Origin of the sequence: Pseudomonas sp. NPDC089428, from assembly GCF_044749325.1 — a bacterium.
Classification (GTDB): Bacteria; Pseudomonadota; Gammaproteobacteria; order Pseudomonadales; family Pseudomonadaceae; genus Aquipseudomonas.
Genome location: NZ_JBIVHT010000012.1, coordinates 69,623 through 85,909, shown reverse-complemented (window position 1 = coordinate 85,909; position 16,287 = coordinate 69,623). Strand labels below are relative to the sequence as shown.

Here is a 16,287-nt window from a genome sequence, read left to right as displayed (position 1 = left end):
ATGTGGCGGGTTTTTTTATGGGCGTTTGTCGCTGCCTGCCGGGACAGATTTCCCGTGGAAGCAACTAGAATCCAGCGCGCCCCCTGTGGGAGCGGGCTTGCCCCGCGAAGCAGGCAACGCGGCGCTTGGCACCGGCTCCGCCGGTGTTCGCGGGGCAAGCCCGCTCCCACACAATATTCACAGGGCAGGGAAATGCGCGACCTGCCATGCCAATCAACCGCAGTTGACGCGGGTCACCACACCTTGCTCATCCACGTTCAGGTTCAAGCGTTCGGAGCGGTACTCCAGGGTCACCACGTCGTGCGGCTTGAGCATGCGCGCCATCTGCGAACCACTGGCCTTGCGCGCCTGCTCCAGCAGCTCGGCACTACCGCGCTTGCCAATGGCGAAGTCGGCGCCGCTGGCCTCGCAGCGGCCATCATTGCCTGCCGACGCCTCAGGTGCCTTGCCGCCCCCCGAGTTACCGCCACTGCTGCAACCAGCCAGGACAGCAGCCACCGCCAGGGTTGCCAGGAAAGCACGGGTACGGAACATGAATCCTCCTAAATCGATCTGGGAACTGCCTGATGGGACAGCGCCTTCATTAATTCGTTGCAAAACCGCGCAAGTCTGCCTGAACTCAGCACGCCGAGGGCAAAGGCAATCGTGACCGAATTTTACCGCTCAACCGACGAGGCGCTTGGTGTGCGTTGCAAAGTCATGATTTACTTTAGGAAGTGAAGGCACAGTGCCTTCTTCGAACGCCAGGATCCGGTGTTCGCCCCTCCGCCCCGGGTCTTCCGCGAGAGCCTTTCATGAGCAGCCACAGCATCGACGCCGATATCAAGGTCAAATGGGCCGAGGGCCAGAGCGCCTACAGCCCCAGCACGCCCGAAGAGTTGCTGCTGATCGCCATCGACCTGCTGGTGCGCGACCGCGGCGGTGAAGCGGCGCGCAGTTTCATCGACCAGGTCTTCGAGCGCTACGCGCCGCACGCGGCTATTGCAATCGAGCCAGGCGCGCGCTGAGCAGATCGAAAAAGCCCTGGGCATCCGCCTCGTTGATCCACAGCACATTGGCAGGCTGCTTGAGCACGCCGTACCAATCGGCGATGGTCTGGCCAAAGGTCGGGCCTTCGCGGCTGTCGACGCGCATGTGGATGCGCCGGCCGCTGAACAGCTCAGGCTTGAGCAGATAGGCGATGACACTGGCGTCATGCACCGGGCCACCGGGCATGCCATACACGTCCATGTCATGCTTGATATAAGCCTGGAGGATGTCGACCACCTTCTTGCTGGCCTGGTTGTTCACGGCCGCCAGCTGCTTCAGGCGGGCATCGCTGGTGAGCACCTTGTGGGTGACGTCCAGTGGCAGGTAGGTCAGCTGCACCCCACTGGCCAGCACCACCTCGGCGGCATGCGGGTCGGCGTAGAGGTTGAACTCCGCCACCGGGGTCATGTTGCCGCCGTTGAAGTGGGCGCCGCCCATGATCACCACTTCCTTGATGCCCTTGACGATCTCCGGACGCTGGATCAGCGCCAGGGCCAGGTTGGTCTGCGGGCCGAGCATGGCGACGGTGATGCTGTGGGGCTTGGCGCTGCCCAGGGTGTCGACCAGGTACTGCACGGCATTGCCTTCGGCCAAGGGCTTTTTCGGCTCGTGCACCGGCACACCGGTGAGGCCTTCTTCGCCGTGCACATCGGCGGCGTAGATGGGCGGGCGCACCAGTGGCCGCCCTGCCCCGGCGTATACCGGGATGTCTTCGCGGCCAGCCCATTCGCGGGCCAGGCGGGCGTTGCGCGAGGTCTTTTCCAGGCGCACGTTGCCGGCGACGGTGGTGATGGCGCGGATGTTCAGTTCGTCGGGGGAGGCCATGGCCAGGAACAGTGCGACCACATCATCGGCGCCGGGGTCGGTGTCGATGATCAGGTCACGCGGGGCGGCCTGGAGGGTGGTGGTAGCGGCTGCGGCCATGAGGGTGAGTCCTTGTAGCAAGGGTTTGAGCATGGGGCACTCCTGTTGCCTTGGATACCTGTTTCCAAAGTATTACTGGCCCTTGTGGGAGCGGGCTTACCCGCGAAGAGACACCGCGCTGGATGGCACGGGCTTCGCCCGTGTTCGCGGGTAAACCCGCTCCCACAAGGACCTCGCCAGCTTTCAGAAATTGAACGATTAGAAGGTCACGCCGGAAACCAGGGCGATGTTGCTGTAGGGCTGGCACTCGCCGGTGCGCACGATCGCCCGGGCACTGCGCGACAGCACCTTGAAATCCTCATGGCTCAGCCACTCGCGCTTGCCCAGCTTGCCCTTCAGGCGCTCGATTTCGACCAGCGCCGGCGGCACCACCTTCTGCATCTCTTCAGCCAGCACATGCCGCTCCACCTGCAGCTCGCTCAACACCGCGCGCAGCACGCTGGCAAAATCCGGTATCCCCGCCGTCAACGCCAGATCGATCAGTTCGACCCCAGGCGGCACCGGCAACCCCGCGTCGCCAATCACCAGGATGTCGCCATGGCCCATCCCGGCGATGGTGCGCGACAGAGCGACGTTGAGCAGCGCAGTCTTTTTCATGGCGTCAGCTCCGCAAGATAAGGAATCGACGGTTGGGCACCGGCACGGGTAACGGATAACGCGGCGGCACGCTGGCCGAACGCGATGGCCTCGCCCTCCGCCTTGCCCTGCACCAGCGCAGCGGCAAAACCGCCGATGAAGGTGTCACCCGCCGCCGTGGTATCCAGCGGCTGAACCTGGGGCGCCGGGAAGTGCCGGCTGCCGTCACGGCTGACGAACAAAGCCCCCTGCGCGCCCAACGTGACGATCACCTTGCCGGCACCCAGTTGCAACAAGCGTTCGCCAGCACGGCGAGCGCTGTCCAGATCGTTGACCGGCAGGCCGGTCAGGGCCTCGGCTTCGCTTTCATTGGGCGTGAGGTAATCGATGTGGGCAAACCAGTCCGCCGGCAACGGGCCAGTGGCCGGTGCCGGGTTCAGGACCACCTGCTTGCCCAGTTCGCGCCCCCGGGCCAAGGTCCAGGCCACGGTTTCGGCCGGCACTTCGAGCTGGCAGATGATCACCTCGGCCGCCTGCAGCAAGGCATCGAAACGCTGCACCGACTCAGGCGTCAGCAGCCCGTTGCCGCCGGGGATGATGACGATGCAGTTCTGGCTGGCAGCGTCCACGGTGATCAGCGCCACGCCACTGGACACGCCCGGGCACACGCTGACCCCTTGGCAATCGATGCCTTCCACTTCCAGCGCCTGGCGCAACTGCTGGCCGTAGGCGTCATCCCCGACATTGCCCACCATCGCCACGCTGCCGCCCAGGCGCGCCACTGCCACCGCCTGGTTGGCACCCTTGCCGCCGGGCACGGTGAAAAAGCTCTCCCCCGCCAGTGTTTCACCGGGCCTCGGCAGCCGCTGGGCGCGGGCCACCAGGTCCATGTTGAGGCTGCCGACCACCACTACCTTGGCATTCATGGCGCAATTCCTTAGCGGTAATCGTTGAACAGGTCCGGGCGCGGCCCGGTGGATTCGCGCAGCACGATGCGCGGGGCGACGATGCGCTGTTCGGCCGCATCGCGACGGGGCGTGGCGATACGCGACAGCAGCAAGGCGGCAGCATTTTCGCCAAGCTCGCGAATCGATTGGCCGACCGTGGTCAGCGACGGGTACACATAGCGGCTCAGCTCGATATCGTCGAAGCCGATCACCGACAGCTCGCCCGGCACACTGATGTTGCGCTCGGCAGCGGCGCGCAACACACCGAAACCGATCATGTCGTTGCCGGCGAAGATCGCCGTCGGCCGCTCGCCCTCAAGCAACTGCACGGCGGCGGCATGGCCACCTGGGCTGGTGAAGTCGCAGTGCAATACCCGGCCTGGCAGCACCTGGGCCTCGGCTTCAGCCATCGCCCGGCGGAAGCCGCTCAGGCGCAATTGCGTGACGCCGGTCTCGGCGGGGCCGCCGATATAGGCGATGTCGCGATGGCCCAGCTCCAGCAGATGGCGGGTCGCCAGGTAGGCGCCGCGCTCATGGTCGATGCGCACCAGGTCGGCGTCGACGCCTTCCAGCTCACGGTCGACGATGACCATCGGCGTGCGCACGCCGGCCAGGCTCTGCAGCAGGTCGGCGTCCTCGCCCACCGATGCCACCACCAGGCCATCGATGCGTTTTTCCAACAGCACGCGCAGGTAGCTGCGCTGCTTCTGCGGGTTGTCGTCGGAGTTGCACAGGATCACGCAATAGCCGTTGCGCTCGCAGGCATCCTCGATGCCCCGGGCCAGTTCGGCAAAGTACGGGTTGACGCTGCTGGGAACCAGCAGGCCGATGGTGGCCGTGCTGCGCGCCTTGAGCGAGCGCGCGACGGCGCTGGGCACATAGTCGAGCTCGAGGATGGCCGCCTCGACCTTGAGCCGTACCTGCTCGCTGACAGGGCGGGTCTTGTTCAGGACATGGGATACCGTGGTGTAGGAAATGCCCGCGAGGGCCGCGACGTCTTTGATGGTTGCCATGTTGTCAGTTCCGCCGGCCTGCACGCCGGCTACGATAAGTGTCGAGCACCACGGCGATGACGATCACCGCCCCGGTGATGATGCGCTTGGTGGGTTCCGACGCGCCGATCTGCGCAAGGCCTGCGGCCAGCACAGAAATGATCAGCACGCCGAAGAAAGTACTGATGACCGAGCCGCGCCCGCCCATCAGGCTGGTGCCGCCGATCACCACGGCAGCAATCACCTGCAGCTCAAGGCCAGACCCGGCGTTGGGGTCGGCGGCCTCCAGGCGTGAAATCTGGAACAGCGCGGCCAGGCCGGCGAGCAGGCCCATCAGGGCAAACACCAGCACCTTGTACGGGCGCGGGTCGATGCCGGCCAGGCGCACGGCCTCTTCGTTGGTGCCGATGCCGATCAGGTAGCGGCCAAACACCGTGCGGGTCAGCACCAGTTGCGCCAGCACGATCACCAGCAAGGCGATGATGAAGGCCGGCGAGATGCCAAAGGCGACCGGGTTGGAGAACCAGGCGTAGGCATCGCCGATATAAGCGGTGCGCGAGTCGGTGAACTGGTAGGCCAGGCCGCGGGCCATCTCCAGCACACCGAGCGAAACGATGAACGACGGGATGCGCCAGGCCACGGTGACGCCACCGGTGACGCTGCCAGCCAAGGCGGCGACGGCCATGCCGAGCAAGGCAGCGGGCAGCACGCCCCAGCCCCAGCCGAGGATCGCCACGCTGACCGTGGATGCCGCCAGGGCCAGTACCGAACCGACCGACAGGTCGATGCCGCCGATGATCAGCACGAAGGTCATGCCCACGGCCAGCACCATCAGGTCGGGGATCTGGTTGGCCAGGGTGCTGAAGGTGGCGTACGACCAGAAGTGGCTGCTCAGGAACGAGAACAGCACGATCATCGCCAGCAAGGCGCCGGCCAGGCCCAGGTAGGTGCCCAGGCCAAAGTAGCTGCCGCTGCGGCGCACAGGCGCGCCGCTCGGGGTGTCGAGGGGTGTAGTCTTCATGCATCCATCCTGGGCGCTGCTTCATGCAGCAGGGCGTCACGTTTTTGGTAGCCGGCGAAGGCAGCGGCAAGGAGCTGGTCCTGGCTCCAGTGCTCGCGGTCGAAGGTATCGATCAGGCGGCCGGCAGAGAGCACGGCGATGCGGTCGCAGATCAGCATCAGTTCGCGCAGGTCGCTGGACACCACCACCAAGGCCTTGCCTTGGCGCGCCAGTTCGGCCAGCAGGCCATAGATGTCGAACTTGGCACCGACGTCGATGCCGCGGGTGGGCTCGTCGAACAGCAGCACCTGGCAGTCGCGCTCCAGCCAGCGGCCGATCACCACCTTTTGCTGGTTACCGCCCGACAACTCGCCGACCGCCTGCGCCGGGCTGGCGCTGCGGATGCGCATGGCGCTGATCTGGCGTTCGGCCAGGGCCTGCTCTGCCTCACGGTCGAGCACGCCGGCGCGGGATACGGCGGGCAGGTTGCCGAGGGCGATGTTGGCGCTGATCGACTGGGTCAGCAGCAGGCCTTCGCCTTTGCGGTCCTCGGTGATCAGGGCAATACCCGCTTTTACCGCAGCCTTGGGCGAATCGATGGTCACCGCCTTGAGCGGTTGGCCGATCTCGATGCTGCCGCTGTCGGCGCGGTCGGCGCCATAGATCAGCCGCAGCAGCTCGGTGCGCCCGGCACCGATCAGCCCGGAGATGCCAAAAATCTCCCCTGCCCTGACCTGCAGCGATACATCACGCACCTTGTCGCCGCGGCACAGCTTGTCGACCTTGAGCAATGGCGCGCCGATCGTGCGCCGGCCCAGGTCGATATGCTCGCCCAGTTCGCGCCCCACCATCAGGTTGACCAGCTCGGCGCTGGTGTAGCGCTGGATCGGCTCATCACAGACCAGCTGGCCGTCGCGCAGCACGACGATACGCTGGGCCACCCGTTGCAGCTCCTCAAGGCGGTGGGAGATATAGACGATGGCCACGCCGCGCTGGCGCAGGCGCTCGATCTGGGTGAACAGCAGCTCCACTTCGCGGGCGGTGAGCATCGCCGTGGGTTCGTCGAAGATCAGCACATGGCAGTCGCCGATCAGGTTGCGGGCGATCTCGACCATCTGCTGATGGCCGATACCCAGCTCGCCGACCGGGGTGTCCGGGTCGATGGCATCCAGGCCCACCTGGGCCATGGCGGCCGTGGCCAGCTGGCGCAAGCGCTTGTGGCTGATCCAGCCGAAGCGGCTAGGCAAGTTGTCGAGGAACAGGTTTTCCGCCACGGTCAGGGTCGGCAGCAGGTTGAGCTCCTGCATGACCATACGCACACCAAGGCGCTCGGCCTCGCTGCGGCTGGCCGGCGCGTAGGCCTGGCCGCGATAGGTCATGTGCCCGGTGGTCGGTGTTTCCAGGCCGCAGATGAGCTTGGACAAGGTGCTCTTGCCTGCGCCGTTCTCGCCGGTCAGCGCCAGCACTTCACCGGCGCGCAGGGCCAGGCTCACCCCGCTCAGCACCGGCTGGGCGTAGCTTTTGCCCAGCGCGCTGGCGGCAAGCACCACTTCATTGGCCGCTGCTGACATGGCCACTTCTCCTGCTGGGGTCAGGGCTGGGTGATGAGCTGGACCGGGGTCTGGATGACGTTGTCGGCGTCCACGTTCGGCTTCTCGCCCTTGAGCACCTGCAACGCGGCCTGGATGCCGTACACCGCCTGCTGGCTGGCGGCCTGGTCGAGGGTGGCGAGCACGCGGCCATCCTTGAGCATCGGCTTGATGGCGTTGATGTTGTCGTAGCCCACCACCTGCACCTGGCCGGTCTTGCCAGCGGCGCGCACGGCCGAGACGGCGCCCAGGGCCATGCTGTCGTTGCCGGCGAGCAGCGCCTTGAGGTCCGGGTATTCGTTGAGCATGGAGGCGGCGACGGCGTTGCCCTTGTCGATCTCCCAGTTGCCAGACTGCACCGAGACGATCTTCATCCCTGCGGCATCCATGGCGTCCTTGAAGCCAGCGGTGCGCTGCTGGGCATTGGTGGTGGTCGGCACGCCTTCGATGATGCCAACCTGGTCACCAGCCTTGAGTTTCTGGCTGGCCAGGTAATCACCGACCAGGCGCGCCCCCTTGCGGTTGTCGGGGCCGACGAAGGGCACGCTGATCTGCTTGCTCTTGAGCACGTCCGGATCAAGGCGGTTGTCGATGTTGACCACCACGATCTTGGCGTCCATGGCTCTTTTAAGTACAGGCACCAGGGCCTTGGAGTCAGCCGGGGCGATGACCAAGGCGTTGACGCCGGAGCTGATCATCTGCTCGACGATCTTGATCTGCTCGCCAGTGTCGGTTTCGTTCTTGATGCCGTTGGCGACCAGGTCGAATTCGTTGGCGTGACCTTTCTGGTAGTCCTTGGCGCCGTCTTCCATGGTGCGGAAAAATTCGTTAGCCAGCGATTTCATGACCAGCGCGACTTTGGGCTTTTCTTCGGCTTGGGCAGCCGAAAATGGCAGGGCGAGGGACAGCGAGGAGATGACGGCGAGCGCCAGCAGACGACCGGGGAACGGCAGTTTCATGGGAGATGACTCCGAATCTTGTGTTTTTTATCGGATCGCAAACGTTTGCGTTGAGTAACTATGGAAACAAGACCTGGTTTTGTCAAATCCGTTTCGCTGGCGGGGTCAAGACGCTGCTGGCGCAGATTATCCGGAATTTTTCCGAAAAACCGAACATCTTTTCCTATCCTTGTTCGGGTTTCCGAATGGATTAGGCCCTTGCAGGCGCGGCCTTGCGTCGCGAAACGGCCGCAACGCGGCCCCGGCAATTCAAGCTGCGAAGCTGAAAACCCGTGGGCGCTTCGCACTCCTTTCACGACGCAAGGCCGCTCCTGCACACCTGGCCGTAAGGAGTGGTACGGAATCTGCGTACGTTCTTGCGCGACACAGCAACCATCTCATTAGGAAGAGAGAGAACAATAATCATGAATGCTGCACTCAAGTCCTTCGCCCCGAGCGCCCTGGCGCTGCTGCTGATCCTGCCCACCACGGCCTCGGCAAAGGAAGCCGAAACCCAGCAGAAACTGGCCAACGTGGTCATCCTCGCCACCGGCGGCACCATTGCCGGCGCCGGTGCCAGCGCTGCCAACAGCGCCACCTACCAGGCCGCCAAGCTCGGCGTCGACAAGCTGATTGCCGGTGTGCCGGAACTGGCCGACCTGGCCAATGTGCGCGGCGAACAGGTGATGCAGATCGCCTCCGAGAGCATCACCAACGACGATTTGCTGAAACTGGCCAAGCGCGTCGCCGAGCTGGCCGACAGCAAGGACGTCGACGGCATCGTCATCACCCATGGCACCGACACCCTGGAAGAAACCGCCTACTTCCTCAACCTGGTGGAAAAGACCGACAAGCCGATCGTGGTGGTCGGCTCCATGCGCCCGGGCACGGCGATGTCCGCCGACGGCATGCTCAACCTGTACAACGCCGTGGCGGTGGCCAGCGACAAGCAGTCGCGTGGCAAGGGCGTGCTGGTGACCATGAACGACGAGATCCAGTCGGGGCGCGATGTGAGCAAGTCGGTGAACATCAAGACCGAAGCCTTCAAGAGCGCCTGGGGCCCGATGGGCATGGTGGTGGAAGGCAAGTCGTACTGGTTCCGCCTGCCGGCCAAGCGCCACACCAGCCAATCGGAGTTCGACATCAAGCAGATCAGCAGCCTGCCGCAGGTAGACATTGCCTACAGCTACGGCAACGTGAGCGACACGGCGTACAAGGCCCTGGCGCAGAGCGGCGCGAAAGCGATCATCCATGCCGGTACCGGCAATGGTTCGGTGTCGTCGCGGGTAGTGCCGACGCTGCAGGAACTGCACAAGAATGGCGTGCAGATCATTCGCTCGTCCCACGTCAACCAGGGTGGCTTCGTACTGCGCAATGCCGAGCAGCCGGATGACAAGTATGACTGGGTGGTGGCGCACGACCTGAACCCGCAGAAGGCGCGGATCCTGGCGATGGTGGCGATGACCAAGACCCAGGACAGCAAGGAGCTGCAGCGGATTTTCTGGGAATACTGATACTGGTATGACGTGGCCGGTGCATTGCCTGCACCGGCCCTTTCGCGGCTAAAGCCGCTCCTACAGGCACCGCATAACCTTGTGGGAGCGGCTTCAGCCGCGAAGAATCCAGCAGCGATGGAGTTGCGAAATAATTTGCCTTGAAATACTGTACGCACATACAGCAAAACAAGGAATCGCCTCCGTGGCCAACACCGCCGAAGCAAGCGCAAGCAGCTATCAACAACTGGGCCTGCGCATTCAGAAGATCATCAACAACCCCCTCGCCCAGCGCAGCCGCGCCGCGCTGATCTTTCGCCTGGAGCACGAGTCGCCCGATGACTGGGAAACCCTGCTCGAGGAAATCGCCGAGAACGACAACGTCACCCTCGCCCACCGCGACGACGGCGGCGTGCAGATCTTCTGGACCGTGCCGAAGGAAGACTGAGGCTCAGGCCAGCGCCTGCAGGTAGGCGCTGGCCTCGCGGTAACGGGCCAGCCGTGCCAGGTCGGCAGGGCCAGGGGCGGCAATACGCGAGAGATCGCTGTTGTCGGCCAGGTCGGCCAGCTTGACGGTACGCGCCAGCGGGTCGCTGCCCAGGCGCACGACGAAGTCGTGATAGCTTTCGCCCTTGTTCCGGCTCAGGGCCAGCAAGGCGGCGAGAATCTTCAGGGGAAAGCCCTCTCGGGCCAGATCGGAAAGGGTCAGCGACGTGTCTTCGATCACGTCATGCAGCACTGCGACGATACGCTGCTCTGGCGTACTGACCCGCATCATCACCCGCAACGGGTGGAGGATATAAGCCGCCCCACCCTTGTCATATTGCCCTTCATGCGCCCTGGCGGCCACGGCAATGGCCCGCTCCAGTGTAGACATGAGGCCCTCCCCGTTTGGCTTGTCTCAGGCCAAGCATAGCCGGGGAAGACTACAGATTACAGTTAGCGCTGCGCACCATGCTGGATGACGATCGAATCGGTACCCAGCTTGGCCATCACCTCGGCCTTGCGCGCATCGGCCTCAGCCTTGCTCGGGAACGGCCCCATCAGCACCACCGGTTTGCCGTCGCGGTATTCGACCGAGGACGGGATGCCCTTCTCGATCAGGCGTGCGGTCATGTCGCTCAGCGCCCCCATGTTGGCGCCCTGGATCACTTCGACATCCCAGCCTTCAGGGGCCGGCTGGTCGGCCAGCGCCTCGGCGCGACGCTGCAGGTCGGCACCGCCACAGTATTCGCGGATACGCAGGTTGTTGCCGCCGTCATCGACGATGATTTCATACTGGCCATCGGCACCCTTGATCGCCACGTAACTGCGGTAAGCCTCGTACTGGCCGGCATCGTCCTTGCCACGCACCTGGCCGCAGATGGTGCCCTTGGTGTCGATCCGCACGTTGCCGAACTTGGCGGTCTTGGGGTTGTGCAGGTGCTCGGCAACCTGCTTGTGCACACCTTCGACCTCGTTCTCACAGCCCGCCAGGGCCAGCACTGCCAATACCACTGCCAGTTTGCGCACGCGTGTACCTCCAGATTCGAAGGGGCGGATTCTACCACGGCCGCCCACGGCACCGCCCGCGACCAAAGGTTACACGCTGCTTCGAGGGGGCTTTTTCGAGAAGGGCATGGAAAGCAAAAAGGGCGACCCTTTCGGATCGCCCTTTCTGATGCCCGGAAACCGGGACTTTGTTTGGTAGGCACAATTGGACTCGAACCAACGACCCCCACCATGTCAAGGTGGTGCTCTAACCAACTGAGCTATGTGCCTGTCGTGTGGTGCGCATATTAGTGATCAAATGCGTACCTGTAAAGCGTTTTTTTCAAAAAAATCTAAAACTTTCAGAAACCTACGGGCGCCAGCAACAGCAACCTCGAATGCGCCCATAATGCAAAAAGGGCGACCCTTGCGGATCGCCCTTTTTGCTGCCCGGAGACCGGGACTTTGTTTGGTAGGCACAATTGGACTCGAACCAACGACCCCCACCATGTCAAGGTGGTGCTCTAACCAACTGAGCTATGTGCCTGTCGTGTGGTGCGCATTTTACGCAATCCAAAAACCCTGTCAACACTTTTTTTCGCGCTAACTCACTGAATCTTAAACTGTTTATAGAGAAGGGCGCGCTTCAGGCCAGTAAAGGATTTTCAACGGACGACTAGCGGGTGTTTATTATTATTGATAGCATCGGTACATTCGTTAAAAATATAAAACACGAGGTTCCTGCAGCATGGCTAACACCCCCTACCCCCAGTCCTACTACGCCGCCTCGGCCAACCCGGTGCCGCCACGTCCGGCGCTGCAGGGTGAGGTGGAAACCGATATCTGTATCATCGGCGCCGGCTACACCGGCCTGTCCAGCGCGCTGTTCCTGCTGGAAAACGGCTTCAAGGTGAGCATCGTCGAAGCGGCCAAGGTCGGCTTCGGCGCATCGGGCCGCAACGGTGGCCAGATCGTCAACAGCTACAGCCGCGACATCGACGTCATCGAACGCACCGTCGGCCCCAAGGAAGCACAGCTGCTGGGCAAGATGGCCTTCGAAGGCGGCCGCATCATCCGTGAGCGCGTGGCCAAGTACAACATCCAGTGCGACCTGAAGGACGGCGGCGTGTTCGCCGCACTGACTTCCAAGCAGATGGGCCACCTGGAGTCGCAAAAGCGCCTGTGGGAACGCTTCGGCCACACCCAGCTGGAACTGATGGACCAGAAGCGCATCCGTGAAGTGGTGGCCTGCGACAGCTACGTCGGCGGCATGCTGGACATGAGCGGCGGCCACATCCACCCGCTGAACCTGGCCCTGGGCGAAGCGGCCGCGGTCGAATCGCTGGGCGGCATCATTTATGAGCAGACCCCGGCCATCCGCATCGAGCGTGGTGCCAACCCGGTGGTACATACCCCACAGGGTAAGATCCGCGCCAAGTTCATCATCGTTGCCGGCAACGCCTACCTGGGCAACCTGGTACCGGAGCTGGCTGCCAAGTCGATGCCGTGCGGCACCCAGGTGATCACCACCGAGCCGCTGGGCGAAGAACTGGCCCGCACCCTGCTGCCGCAGGACTACTGCGTGGAAGACTGCAACTACCTGCTCGACTACTACCGCCTGACCAGCGACAAGCGCCTGATCTTCGGTGGTGGCGTGGTGTACGGTGCGCGCGACCCGGCCAACATCGAAGCGATCATTCGCCCGAAGATGCTCAAGGCCTTCCCGCAGCTGAAGAACGTCAAGATCGACTACGCCTGGACCGGCAACTTCCTGCTGACCCTGTCGCGTCTGCCACAGGTCGGCCGTATCGGCGACAACATCTACTACTCGCAAGGTTGCTCGGGCCACGGCGTGACCTACACCCACCTGGCGGGCAAGGTGCTGGCCGAGGCCCTGCGTGGCCAAGCCGAGCGTTTCGACGCCTTCGCCGGCTTGCCGCACTACCCGTTCCCGGGCGGCCAGATGCTGCGTGTACCGTTCAGCGCCATCGGCGCCTGGTACTACAGCCTGCGCGATCGCCTGGGCTTCTGATGTAGGCAGGCCCGGCCTCTTCGCGGGCAAGCCCGCTCCCACAGGATCTGCGCCACACCTGAATGTGGCGCAATCTCTGTGGGAGCGGGCTTGCCCGCGAAAGGGCCGGTGCAGGTAAAACTACTTATTCAGGCTACGCACAGCCTGTTTCGCCGCCACTTCCTGGCCCGCCCGGGCCAGTTCGTCGGCAGCCTGCAGCCAACGCTGGCGGTCCACCTGGGCCGGCAGCTGGCGCGGGGGCTGCACCAGCACCGCCCAACTCCCCTCCTTCGACCACGCCGAGGCAAAGTCGTCGAACGCCATCAGTTGGCGCCGATGCATCCCTGAGCGCAGCAGCACGCGCTTCTTGAAGCTGTCATAGCCGATCAGCACCGCGTAACGCGGCTCGCTCCACCACGCCGAACCTTCCTCGTAACGCAGCAGCACCGGATTGCCAGCGGCCACCTGGGCCAGCAAGGCATCCAGTTGCTTGTCCAACGGGTACACGACCATGCCGTACTCGCGCGCCACGCGCGGGATACTGGTTTCCAGGGCATCGGCGCCCTTGGGCAGATTCAGCGGCTTGTCCAGCAGCCCCGGCGTGATCGGCGCGCCTTGCTGCGAAAGCAGTGCGGCCAGGGCCATCGCCCCGCTGTGGTTGGCATTGCCGCGGTAGAACGGCACGCTGCTGATCTCGACCCGCTGGGGCATGCCCTTGAGGCTTGCAGGGGGTGCGCTGGCGCAGCCGCTCAGGGTTGCAGCCACCAGGCAGGCGGCCAGCAGCTGACGTGGGACAGTTGCCCAGCGCTTGCAGGAATGTTGCTCCATGGACACTCGCTTGTTCCGATGCCAGGCGGGCAGCGCCCGGCTCTGGCAGCGATCATAGGGCGCCACGTTGCGCGGGTATAGTCCGACAAGTGAACGGAACCAATCGGCTTAAGCAATCGACCTTTGGTCAATGGAACGTCACGGCCGGGCAGCTAGACTAAAGCAGTGTCTGGAGGGCTAACCCCAGGTTGGCCCAAGAGAAGGAGGCACACATGAGCCTGACAATGGCAATCCTCATGCTGGTGGGTATGTGGCTGAGCGTCGCAGCCGCCATGCTGTGGGGGGTTCTGCGTATCGTGCGGCGTCATTCCCATCACCACCACCTGCCACCGCCGGCCCAGCAGCCTGTGCGCAGGGCGCGGCGGCATGCCGGGGTGCACTGAGGCAATTTCACCTGAATGCGAACGGGGCGCCAAGCGCCCCGTTGTTTTTCATCAGCCTTCTGCTGCTTCACGCTTGAGCCGCGCTCGGCGAGCCAGGATGTTGAGGATCTCGATCACCGTCGAGAAGGCCATCGCCGCGTACACATAACCCTTCGGTACATGGGCGCCAAAACCTTCGGCGATCAGCGTCATGCCGATCATGATCAGGAAGCCCAGGGCCAGCATCACCACGGTCGGGTTGTCGTTGATGAAGTTGGCCAGCGGGTCGGCGGCCACCATCATGACGATGACTGCGGTGATCACGGCAATGATCATGATCGGCAGGTGCTCGGTCATGCCCACGGCGGTGATGATGCTGTCGACCGAGAAGACGATGTCCAGCAGCAGGATCTGGAAGATCGCCGCAGCAAAGCCCAGGGTGACCGTGGAAGAGACTTTGGCCTCTTCTTTGGCGCCGTGCGGGTCGACGTTCTCGTGGATCTCCTTGGTGGCCTTCCACAGCAGGAACAGGCCGCCGGCAATCAGGATCACGTCCTTCCAGGAGAAGGCATTGCCGAACACTTCGAACACCGGGTCGGTCAACTGCACGATCCAGGCCACGGTGCTGAGCAGCGCCAGGCGCATGACCAGGGCCATGCTGATACCGATACGGCGTGCCTTGGAGCGGTACTCCACAGGCAGCTTGTTAGTCAGGATCGAGATGAAGATCAGGTTGTCGATGCCCAGTACCACTTCCATGGCCACCAGGGTAGCCAGGGCAACCCAGGCGGTAGGGCTAGCGGCGAGTTCCAGCAAGTATTCCATTGTTCAAATCCTGAAGCGGCGGTTGGGGGGTCAGATTTCCTGGGTGTGGGCTTTCTTGTCGGCTTCCTTGGGCTTGTGGCCCTCGTGACCGATGGCATCGCTCAACGCCTGCTGAGCCGCCTTGTTGGTGTCGTCAATGGCCTGCTTGGCCGACTTTGCGGCCTGGTCGAGCATCTGCTGGGCGGACTTCTCGGCCTGGTCGCAACCGGCCAGTGTGAACAGTGCCAGGGCCAGCACCAGCGGAGTGCCAATGGATTTGAGTTGCAGCATGGTGTCCTCGCTTGAAAAATCCCGGCGGCGCGAAGCGCCTGATGGGAACGCATTCTAAAGACGCCAATACCTCAGGAAAATTCGTATTTCCAGTGTGTATACTTCGGTTTTTTCGAATCGGGACCCGCTTGCGTGCTCAACTATCGCCAGCTCCACTACTTTTGGGCCGTGGCCAAGACCGGCAGCATCGCCCGCGCCAGCGAGCAGCTGAACCTGACACCGCAGACCATCAGCGGGCAGATCAGCCTGTTCGAGCAGACCTACGGGCTGGAGCTGTTCCAGCGCGTCGGCCGGCAACTGGAGCTGACCGAAACCGGCCGTCAGGCGCTGGTTTATGCCGAGCAGATGTTCCAGATCGGCAGCGAACTGGAGGCCATGCTCAGGGCCGGCCCGCAGGAGCAGATCCTGTTCCGCGTGGGGGTGGCTGATGTGGTGCCGAAGTCGATCGTCTATCGCCTGCTGGCACCGACCATGGAGCTGGACGAGGCGCTGCGCATCAGTTGCCGCGAAGACAAACTCGAACGGTTGCTGGCGGACCTGGCGATTCAGCGCCTGGACCTGGTGATTTCCGACAGCCCGATGCCCAGCCACCTGGACATCAAGGGCTATAGCCAGAAGCTTGGCGAATGTGGCCTGAGCTTTTTCGCCACCCCGGCCCTGGCCAGGCAGCATGCTGGCCCCTTCCCCGCCTGCCTGCAAGATGCCCCACTGCTGATTCCCGGCCCGGAAACCGTGGTGCGCAGCCGCCTGCTGCGCTGGCTGGGCGAGCAGCAGGTGCAGCCGCAGATTATCGGCGAGTTCGACGACAGTGCGCTGATGCAGGCGTTCGGGCAGTCGGGCAGCGGAGTTTTCGTTGCGCCCAGCGTGATTGCCGAGGAAGTGTGCCGGCAGTATGGCGTCGAGCTGATCGGCCAGACCGAAGCGGTGCATGAGTCGTTCTATGCCATTTCGGTGGAGCGCAAGGTCAAGCATCCGGGGATCGTGGCAATTACCGAGGGGGCGCGGCGGGAGCTGTTCCACTGGTAGTGATGGC

19 protein-coding genes and 2 tRNA genes are annotated in these 16,287 nt (G+C 63.6%); 6 read left to right on the top strand and 15 right to left on the bottom strand.

Annotated features, from left to right (window positions below):
- Window positions 1-213 precede the first annotated feature (213 nt).
- The gene (locus ACIPZ5_RS20570; protein WP_400810326.1) at window positions 214-534 is read right to left on the bottom strand and encodes an I78 family peptidase inhibitor; all 321 of its coding nucleotides are present in this window, start codon (window positions 532-534) and stop codon (window positions 214-216) included.
- Window positions 535-794: 260 nt separating this feature from the next.
- Here ACIPZ5_RS20570 and ACIPZ5_RS20565 point away from each other — a divergent pair, with 260 nt between their 5' ends.
- Window positions 795-1,007 (top strand): hypothetical protein, encoded by a 213-nt coding sequence (locus tag ACIPZ5_RS20565; protein WP_027920507.1) that lies wholly within the window; start codon window positions 795-797, stop codon window positions 1,005-1,007.
- On the opposite strand, the gene ACIPZ5_RS20560 is transcribed toward ACIPZ5_RS20565, so the two are convergent.
- The 7 genes from ACIPZ5_RS20560 to ACIPZ5_RS20530 form a co-directional block, all read right to left on the bottom strand.
- Window positions 979-1,986 (bottom strand): nucleoside hydrolase, encoded by a 1,008-nt coding sequence (locus ACIPZ5_RS20560; RefSeq protein WP_400810325.1) that lies wholly within the window; start codon window positions 1,984-1,986, stop codon window positions 979-981. The two genes, ACIPZ5_RS20565 and ACIPZ5_RS20560, sit on opposite strands and share 29 nt — an antisense overlap.
- 165 nt (window positions 1,987-2,151) lie before the next feature.
- Window positions 2,152-2,550 carry a D-ribose pyranase gene (gene rbsD, locus ACIPZ5_RS20555; protein ID WP_261943503.1) on the bottom strand — a complete coding sequence of 133 codons (399 nt, stop codon included), beginning with the start codon at window positions 2,548-2,550 and terminating at the stop codon, window positions 2,152-2,154.
- Entirely contained in the window at window positions 2,547-3,455 is a 909-nt protein-coding gene (rbsK, locus tag ACIPZ5_RS20550) for a ribokinase (protein ID WP_400810324.1), read from the bottom strand. The genes rbsD and rbsK overlap by 4 nt, the downstream gene beginning before the upstream one ends.
- An 11-nt stretch (window positions 3,456-3,466) precedes the next feature.
- A complete protein-coding gene (locus ACIPZ5_RS20545) occupies window positions 3,467-4,489 on the bottom strand; it encodes a LacI family DNA-binding transcriptional regulator (RefSeq protein ID WP_400810323.1) in 1,023 nt (340 codons plus the stop codon).
- A 4-nt stretch (window positions 4,490-4,493) separates the two neighbouring features.
- Window positions 4,494-5,489, bottom strand: coding sequence for an ABC transporter permease (locus ACIPZ5_RS20540; RefSeq protein WP_261943500.1), 996 nt, complete (start codon window positions 5,487-5,489; stop codon window positions 4,494-4,496).
- Window positions 5,486-7,039 carry a sugar ABC transporter ATP-binding protein gene (locus ACIPZ5_RS20535; RefSeq protein WP_400810321.1) on the bottom strand — a complete coding sequence of 518 codons (1,554 nt, stop codon included), beginning with the start codon at window positions 7,037-7,039 and terminating at the stop codon, window positions 5,486-5,488. The genes ACIPZ5_RS20540 and ACIPZ5_RS20535 overlap by 4 nt, the downstream gene beginning before the upstream one ends.
- A gap of 20 nt (window positions 7,040-7,059) precedes the next feature.
- Window positions 7,060-8,016, bottom strand: coding sequence for a sugar ABC transporter substrate-binding protein (locus ACIPZ5_RS20530; protein ID WP_261943498.1), 957 nt, complete (start codon window positions 8,014-8,016; stop codon window positions 7,060-7,062).
- 404 nt (window positions 8,017-8,420) lie between these two features.
- Between ACIPZ5_RS20530 and ACIPZ5_RS20525 the strand changes: the two genes are divergently transcribed.
- Entirely contained in the window at window positions 8,421-9,509 is a 1,089-nt protein-coding gene (locus ACIPZ5_RS20525) for an asparaginase (protein ID WP_261943497.1), read from the top strand.
- 184 nt (window positions 9,510-9,693) lie between these two features.
- Complete coding sequence (locus ACIPZ5_RS20520) at window positions 9,694-9,936, top strand: DUF1654 domain-containing protein (protein WP_261943496.1); 243 nt, start codon at window positions 9,694-9,696, stop codon at window positions 9,934-9,936.
- 3 nt (window positions 9,937-9,939) lie between these two features.
- Here ACIPZ5_RS20520 and ACIPZ5_RS20515 read toward each other — a convergent pair whose 3' ends face one another.
- The 4 genes from ACIPZ5_RS20515 to ACIPZ5_RS20500 form a co-directional block, all read right to left on the bottom strand.
- Window positions 9,940-10,365 (bottom strand): GTP pyrophosphokinase, encoded by a 426-nt coding sequence (locus ACIPZ5_RS20515; RefSeq protein ID WP_313714164.1) that lies wholly within the window; start codon window positions 10,363-10,365, stop codon window positions 9,940-9,942.
- Window positions 10,366-10,427: 62 nt separating this feature from the next.
- Window positions 10,428-11,000 (bottom strand): SPOR domain-containing protein, encoded by a 573-nt coding sequence (locus ACIPZ5_RS20510; protein WP_261943494.1) that lies wholly within the window; start codon window positions 10,998-11,000, stop codon window positions 10,428-10,430.
- 172 nt (window positions 11,001-11,172) lie between these two features.
- Window positions 11,173-11,249 (bottom strand) — tRNA-Val (locus tag ACIPZ5_RS20505).
- A 179-nt stretch (window positions 11,250-11,428) separates the two neighbouring features.
- Window positions 11,429-11,505: transfer RNA gene (locus ACIPZ5_RS20500), tRNA-Val, on the bottom strand.
- Window positions 11,506-11,706: 201 nt separating this feature from the next.
- Between ACIPZ5_RS20500 and ACIPZ5_RS20495 the strand changes: the two genes are divergently transcribed.
- Window positions 11,707-12,990 carry an FAD-binding oxidoreductase gene (locus tag ACIPZ5_RS20495; RefSeq protein WP_313713606.1) on the top strand — a complete coding sequence of 428 codons (1,284 nt, stop codon included), beginning with the start codon at window positions 11,707-11,709 and terminating at the stop codon, window positions 12,988-12,990.
- A 120-nt stretch (window positions 12,991-13,110) separates the two neighbouring features.
- Here ACIPZ5_RS20495 and ACIPZ5_RS20490 read toward each other — a convergent pair whose 3' ends face one another.
- On the bottom strand, window positions 13,111-13,797 hold the full coding sequence (locus tag ACIPZ5_RS20490; RefSeq protein ID WP_400810319.1) for a peptidase C39 family protein: 687 nt from the start codon (window positions 13,795-13,797) through the stop codon (window positions 13,111-13,113).
- Between the two features lie 212 nt (window positions 13,798-14,009).
- Here ACIPZ5_RS20490 and ACIPZ5_RS20485 point away from each other — a divergent pair, with 212 nt between their 5' ends.
- Window positions 14,010-14,180 (top strand): hypothetical protein, encoded by a 171-nt coding sequence (locus ACIPZ5_RS20485; RefSeq protein ID WP_400810317.1) that lies wholly within the window; start codon window positions 14,010-14,012, stop codon window positions 14,178-14,180.
- 51 nt (window positions 14,181-14,231) lie between these two features.
- Here the strand turns inward: ACIPZ5_RS20485 and ACIPZ5_RS20480 are convergent, their stop codons facing one another.
- Entirely contained in the window at window positions 14,232-14,984 is a 753-nt protein-coding gene (locus ACIPZ5_RS20480) for a TerC family protein (RefSeq protein ID WP_016391529.1), read from the bottom strand.
- Between the two features lie 30 nt (window positions 14,985-15,014).
- The gene (locus tag ACIPZ5_RS20475; RefSeq protein WP_313713609.1) at window positions 15,015-15,254 is read right to left on the bottom strand and encodes a hypothetical protein; all 240 of its coding nucleotides are present in this window, start codon (window positions 15,252-15,254) and stop codon (window positions 15,015-15,017) included.
- 132 nt (window positions 15,255-15,386) lie between these two features.
- On the opposite strand from ACIPZ5_RS20475, the gene nhaR reads away from it, so the two are divergent.
- Window positions 15,387-16,280, top strand: coding sequence for a transcriptional activator NhaR (gene nhaR, locus ACIPZ5_RS20470; protein WP_261943489.1), 894 nt, complete (start codon window positions 15,387-15,389; stop codon window positions 16,278-16,280).
- Window positions 16,281-16,287 lie beyond the last annotated feature (7 nt).

Excerpts from the sequence above, each read along its gene's own strand:
- ACIPZ5_RS20545 (WP_400810323.1), bottom strand. The coding sequence starts at position 4,489 with ATGGCAACCATCAAAGACGTCGCGGCCCTCGCGGGCATTTCCTACACC.
- ACIPZ5_RS20565 (WP_027920507.1), top strand. The coding sequence starts at position 795 with ATGAGCAGCCACAGCATCGACGCCGATATCAAGGTCAAATGGGCCGAG.
- ACIPZ5_RS20485 (WP_400810317.1), top strand. The coding sequence starts at position 14,010 with ATGAGCCTGACAATGGCAATCCTCATGCTGGTGGGTATGTGGCTGAGC.
- ACIPZ5_RS20490 (WP_400810319.1), bottom strand. The coding sequence starts at position 13,797 with ATGGAGCAACATTCCTGCAAGCGCTGGGCAACTGTCCCACGTCAGCTG.
- ACIPZ5_RS20535 (WP_400810321.1), bottom strand. The coding sequence starts at position 7,039 with ATGTCAGCAGCGGCCAATGAAGTGGTGCTTGCCGCCAGCGCGCTGGGC.
- ACIPZ5_RS20570 (WP_400810326.1), bottom strand. The coding sequence starts at position 534 with ATGTTCCGTACCCGTGCTTTCCTGGCAACCCTGGCGGTGGCTGCTGTC.
- ACIPZ5_RS20525 (WP_261943497.1), top strand. The coding sequence starts at position 8,421 with ATGAATGCTGCACTCAAGTCCTTCGCCCCGAGCGCCCTGGCGCTGCTG.
- ACIPZ5_RS20540 (WP_261943500.1), bottom strand. The coding sequence starts at position 5,489 with ATGAAGACTACACCCCTCGACACCCCGAGCGGCGCGCCTGTGCGCCGC.
- ACIPZ5_RS20530 (WP_261943498.1), bottom strand. The coding sequence starts at position 8,016 with ATGAAACTGCCGTTCCCCGGTCGTCTGCTGGCGCTCGCCGTCATCTCC.
- ACIPZ5_RS20495 (WP_313713606.1), top strand. The coding sequence starts at position 11,707 with ATGGCTAACACCCCCTACCCCCAGTCCTACTACGCCGCCTCGGCCAAC.
- rbsK (WP_400810324.1), bottom strand. The coding sequence starts at position 3,455 with ATGAATGCCAAGGTAGTGGTGGTCGGCAGCCTCAACATGGACCTGGTG.
- ACIPZ5_RS20515 (WP_313714164.1), bottom strand. The coding sequence starts at position 10,365 with ATGTCTACACTGGAGCGGGCCATTGCCGTGGCCGCCAGGGCGCATGAA.
- ACIPZ5_RS20475 (WP_313713609.1), bottom strand. The coding sequence starts at position 15,254 with ATGCTGCAACTCAAATCCATTGGCACTCCGCTGGTGCTGGCCCTGGCA.
- ACIPZ5_RS20560 (WP_400810325.1), bottom strand. The coding sequence starts at position 1,986 with ATGCTCAAACCCTTGCTACAAGGACTCACCCTCATGGCCGCAGCCGCT.
- rbsD (WP_261943503.1), bottom strand. The coding sequence starts at position 2,550 with ATGAAAAAGACTGCGCTGCTCAACGTCGCTCTGTCGCGCACCATCGCC.
- ACIPZ5_RS20480 (WP_016391529.1), bottom strand. The coding sequence starts at position 14,984 with ATGGAATACTTGCTGGAACTCGCCGCTAGCCCTACCGCCTGGGTTGCC.